This window comes from Pseudomonas sp. 05N434, assembly GCF_056396965.1.
This window is the reverse complement of the sequence record NZ_JBFTMK010000401.1, coordinates 1-4,666: the sequence shown is the minus strand read 5'-3', so window position 1 is coordinate 4,666 and position 4,666 is coordinate 1. Positions and strand designations below refer to the sequence as shown.

General features: G+C 58.8%; 4 protein-coding genes. 3 read left to right on the top strand and 1 reads right to left on the bottom strand.

The window, feature by feature from the left end:
• Nucleotides 1-412: 412 nt before the first annotated feature.
• Both AC1DLB_RS21760 and AC1DLB_RS21755 read left to right on the top strand, forming a co-directional pair.
• On the top strand, nucleotides 413-1,774 hold the full coding sequence (locus tag AC1DLB_RS21760) for a cache domain-containing protein (protein ID WP_018925860.1): 1,362 nt from the start codon (nucleotides 413-415) through the stop codon (nucleotides 1,772-1,774).
• Nucleotides 1,775-1,807: 33 nt separating this feature from the next.
• Nucleotides 1,808-2,440, top strand: a complete 633-nt coding sequence (locus AC1DLB_RS21755; RefSeq protein ID WP_018925859.1) for a response regulator — start codon at nucleotides 1,808-1,810, stop codon at nucleotides 2,438-2,440.
• 6 nt (nucleotides 2,441-2,446) lie between these two features.
• On the opposite strand, the gene AC1DLB_RS21750 is transcribed toward AC1DLB_RS21755, so the two are convergent.
• Nucleotides 2,447-2,968 carry a transporter suffix domain-containing protein gene (locus AC1DLB_RS21750; protein ID WP_477743115.1) on the bottom strand — a complete coding sequence of 174 codons (522 nt, stop codon included), beginning with the start codon at nucleotides 2,966-2,968 and terminating at the stop codon, nucleotides 2,447-2,449.
• A gap of 203 nt (nucleotides 2,969-3,171) precedes the next feature.
• On the opposite strand from AC1DLB_RS21750, the gene AC1DLB_RS21745 reads away from it, so the two are divergent.
• Nucleotides 3,172-4,666 (top strand): efflux transporter outer membrane subunit (locus tag AC1DLB_RS21745; RefSeq protein WP_477785620.1); only part of this gene is annotated, 1,495 nt, incomplete at its 3' end.

Here is a 4,666-nt window from a genome sequence, read left to right as displayed (position 1 = left end):
GCGATGAACAGGCTGTAATAGCGGTATGCGACGAGATAAATAGCGACGGCTGCGACTACGATCCAGAGGGCGTTGATGGCTTCGCCGCGGCGCAGGGCCACGACACTTAGCGCAAACGCTCCCAAGACAGCCACGGCAAACCAGGCGAGGTGTTTAGCCAGACGGGGCATAGCGTGTCTCCTGCCGACAGTCAGTGACTGCGGCGGTAATTATTATAATTGTGTCCGCTTTGCGGAGCGGGCCCAATATCCACCCATGCTGTCGACAAATAAATCCGCGTTACTACGTACGTGGCGTCTACGTAGTTCTACGTAGACGGTTTGTCATTCTGTCCAGCACTGCTACTGGAGGCGCGTATCTTTGGCATATGATGCCGGGCCTTCGCCCTCCCTCGGTCTGGCCAGGAGTAGAGATGCAGCTCAAACACAAAATCGTCGCGCTCGGCATTCTGCCGCTGGTGTTGGCGATCGCGGTCATCTGCGCGCTGGTGATTTCCCTGAACCGCCAATTGGGTGATCAACAGGCGCAACTGATCGAAGACAGCATTCTGGCCAGCAAGCGCGCAGAGCTGAAAAACTACGTTGAAATGGCACAAAGCCTGATCGCACCGCTGTACGACAACGGCCGTGGTGACGAACACGCACAGCAACAAGTGCTGGAAGAACTGCGCAAGCTCAGTTTTGGCATCAATGGCTACTTCTTCGTCTACGACCGCGAAGGCCGCAGCCTGATGCACGCACGCCAGTCAGAGCTGGTGGGCCAATACCTGTGGGACATGAAAGACCCTCACGGCCTGCCGGTAATCCAGGCGTTGCTCAAAAGCGCGGCATCCGGCGAAGGCTTTCAGCGTTACGCCTGGAACAAACCCTCTTCCGGCCAAGTGACCGACAAGCTCGCCTACGTAGTGATGCTCGATCGTTGGGGCTGGATGCTCGGCACCGGCATCTACCTTGAAGACGTTGAACGCGCCACCCAACAAGCGCGTGCCGAGGTGGCTCAGGGCATCCGCACAACCATGCTGGCGATTGCCGCGGTGGCGCTTGTAGCGGTGCTGTTTGTGTTCGCCAGTGGCATGACGCTGAACGTCAGCGAGCACCGCCTGGCCGACAAAAAACTGCAGCGCCTGACTCAACGCATCGTCAGTTTGCAGGAGGAAGAACGGTCACGGGTTTCCCGAGAGCTGCACGACGGCATCAGCCAGCTACTGGTCTCTATCAAGTTTCAGTTCGAACTGGCCAGCCATGTGCTGGAGAATGGCCAAGACAAAGGCTTGAGCATTTTAAGAGACGCCACCGAGCGCCTGGGGGAAGCGATCGGTGAGGTTCGCAGCCTCTCCCACGACCTGCGCTCATCCTTGCTCGACACCCTCGGCCTGCCGGCGGCAATCGGTCAACTCGCCGCCGAGTTCGAGCAACGCAGCGGTCTTGTTGTAACCTTCAACGATAACGAATTCGACTGTCACCTGGCTGATGGCGCCGCCGCCTCGCTGTTTCGCATCGTGCAAGAAGGCCTGACCAACATCGAGCGCCACGCCCAGGCAAAACACGTCATCATTACCCTGCACGGCTGCGAAAAGTCCGTACGGTTGACGGTGATCGATGACGGCATAGGTTTCAATGTCGCCCAGGTCGAACGTCGCCAGGCCGGCATTGGTCTGCGTAATATCCGCGAGCGAGTCGAGCATTTTGGCGGTCGATTCGACCTGACCTCGATGCCGGGAAGAAGTGAGCTGGACGTGCTGCTGCCGATGAAGCCACCCGGTACAGAACGCTGACTCACCCCATAACAATTAGAGTGAATGCCTGCGATGAACCTGCCCTACCCGATCCGCGTCGCCCTGGTCGACGATCACTCCCTGGTCCGCGATGGCATCAAATCGCTGCTGGCGGTCATGGCGCCRCTGGAAGTGGTGGGCGAAGCCGAGAATGGCGCCGATGCCATTGAGATGGTCGGGCGCTGTCAGCCGGATCTGTTGCTGGTCGACATCAGCCTGAAGGATATCAACGGGCTCGAGCTGACCCGGCTGTTACGCAGCCAGTACCCGTCGCTCAAGGTGCTGGTGCTGAGCATGTACGACAACTACGAATACGTCAGTGAATCGGTTCGCTCGGGGGCTAGCGGCTATGTACTGAAGAACGCGCCTTCACGGGAAATCATTGCGGCCATCGAAGCCATTGTCAGTGGCGGGACGTTCTACAGTGCCGAAATCGCCCAACGGCTCATCGCCGATAAAAGTACCGACAACGAACTGACACCGCGCGAGAGCCAGGTGCTGTACAAAATGGCTCAGGGGTTGAACAACAAGGAAATGGCTCGCGAGCTGGACATCAGCGTCCGCACAGTGGAAACCCATCGCCTGAGCATCCGCCGCAAACTCAACATCGACAAACCCGCCGCCCTCGTAAAATACGCGATCGATCACGGGATCATCTCTCGTTAGAAGCACTCACACCGTACTCACGTTGACCACACGCGCCGTGCGGATAAACAAAGCACGCACCTTGTCCCAGAAATTCCCGCCCAGTACGAAAAAGCTGCCGACCAACATGGCATCGCCCAGCGCCTGGACCTGCCAGAGGTTCGGTCTCAGCCCCGGCCACATCGTGTCCACGTAAGGCTCGAGAAAGGATGAAATCAGTGGCAGGCAAAACATCACCAGGCCAATTCGATGGCGAGCCGGGCCTACTTCAAGTTCAGTCGGTGCGAGCGTGGAAACATAGCCAAACACGCTGCGCTTGAGTTGCTGAAAACCGGACTTGCCCATGACGGCGATGGCGAGGATCAGCAGAATCTTGTTGCTGATAAACAAAATGCCTGTCAGTGCCGCGATCTTTGGGCCGGGCACATCCGCAGCGGCGGCGAGCGGCACCAACAGCCAGGCGAGCACTGTCAAACTGAGAATCCCGATGCCTGCTTTGAAACGCCAACCGGTGGAGCTGGGGGCAATCTCGTCCTGGGGACTGGTCATGGTCTTCGTACCCTTCTTTTTCACCCGAATGAATAACTTTCAAAAGCGTAGCAGTTGCTCGGTGCCCTGTTTGTCAAACATGACCTTGTGTTTGTCTTGGCTGTACTAACCTAAGCGGAACCGGTTCAAGCCCGCACAGCCAGGGCATTCAATATTGGGGACGCTAGGATGACGTTTTCCCGTGACCTACTTGCAGTGCTGCGATGCTGACGCGCTTGGGTCGGCTGCTTCTACTGAGCGCCTTCGCTCTTGGCGGCTGCGTGCGTCTGGGGCCGGATTTTCAAGCCCCGGGCGAGGCCTGGACAAAACTCTGGAGCAGCCCTGCGCTTGAACAGGCCAGCCAAAGACGCGCCTATCCCGATGTGCGCCAGTGGTGGCAAGTGTTCGCCGACCCGGTCCTCGACGGGCTGATCGCCGAAGCGGATGCGCACAATTCCAACCTGAAAATTGCCGGCCTTCGTGTCATGGAAGCCCGTGCCCGGTTGGGGATTGCCCAAAGCGGACGCTATCCGCAACTGCAGCAGGCCAGTGCCGAGAGCTTGTACATCAACCGTCGGCAATACGGCGGCAACAACCCGCAAGACAGCCATTTCTGGCAACACAGCGTGGGCTTTGATGTCGGTTGGGAGCTGGACTTCTGGGGACGTTTCAGTCGGGCCATCGAGTCGTCAGATGCCAGTTACTTTGCGGCTCAAGCCAATTATGAAGACGTACTGGTACTGCTGCGTGCTCAAGTGGCCGACACTTACTTCTCATTGCGCACCACCGAAGCGCGTTTACGCGTCGCCCGGGAAAACGCCGAACAGCAAAAGCGCAACTTTGAAATCACCGAGAAACTGTTCAACAGCGGCCAGAGCGCCGAGCTCGATTTGCAACAAGCCAAGACCCAGTACCTCGGCACCTTGAGCAGCATTCCCGAGCTTGAAGGGCAAGTGCTGCGCACCCGCAACGCATTGGCCGTACTGATCGGACAGCCGCCCAACGCCCTGCCCCGATTGCTCGAAAACCAGGGACTGATTCCGCTGGTAGACCGTGCCGTGCTGCAAGACGTACCCGCCAGCCTGCTGTTGCGTCGACCGGACGTACGCGCCGCCGAACTCAACGTCGCCGCCCAATCGGCACTGATCGGTGTGGCAGAAACCGACTTCTATCCATCGCTGACCTTGCTCGGCAGCATTGTCTGGTCGACCGACACACTGAAGGGCACCTCCAACAGCCTGGACCTGATCGGCGGCCCCAGTTTGCGCTGGAACCTGTTTGATCACGGTCAGATCAGCAACAACGTGCGGGTGCAGGATGCGCGGTTGCAGCAGCTGATCGAGGTTTATCGCGACAAAGTCCGCGAGGCTGCACGCGAAGCCGATGATGCCGCCAGCGGCCTGAGCAAATCACTGGAACGCGAGCGCATCCTGAGCGAAGCGCAGGTCGCCGCCAAGCGCTCGCTGAGCCTGGCCAACAGCCAATACCGCGAAGGCTACTCGGACTTCCAGCGGGTGCTGGATGCCCAACGCGCATTGCTCGAACAACAGGACAATTACCTGGTCAGCCGCAGCAATGCCGTGAGCAACCTGATCGCCCTGTACAAAGCCCTCGGCGGTGGCTGGTACAGCGCCCTGCCAACCGTCGACCCAGGCACTCGCCAACAAATGGAACACCGCACCGATTGGGGCAACCTGCTGCATGAACCAGCCCCTTCAC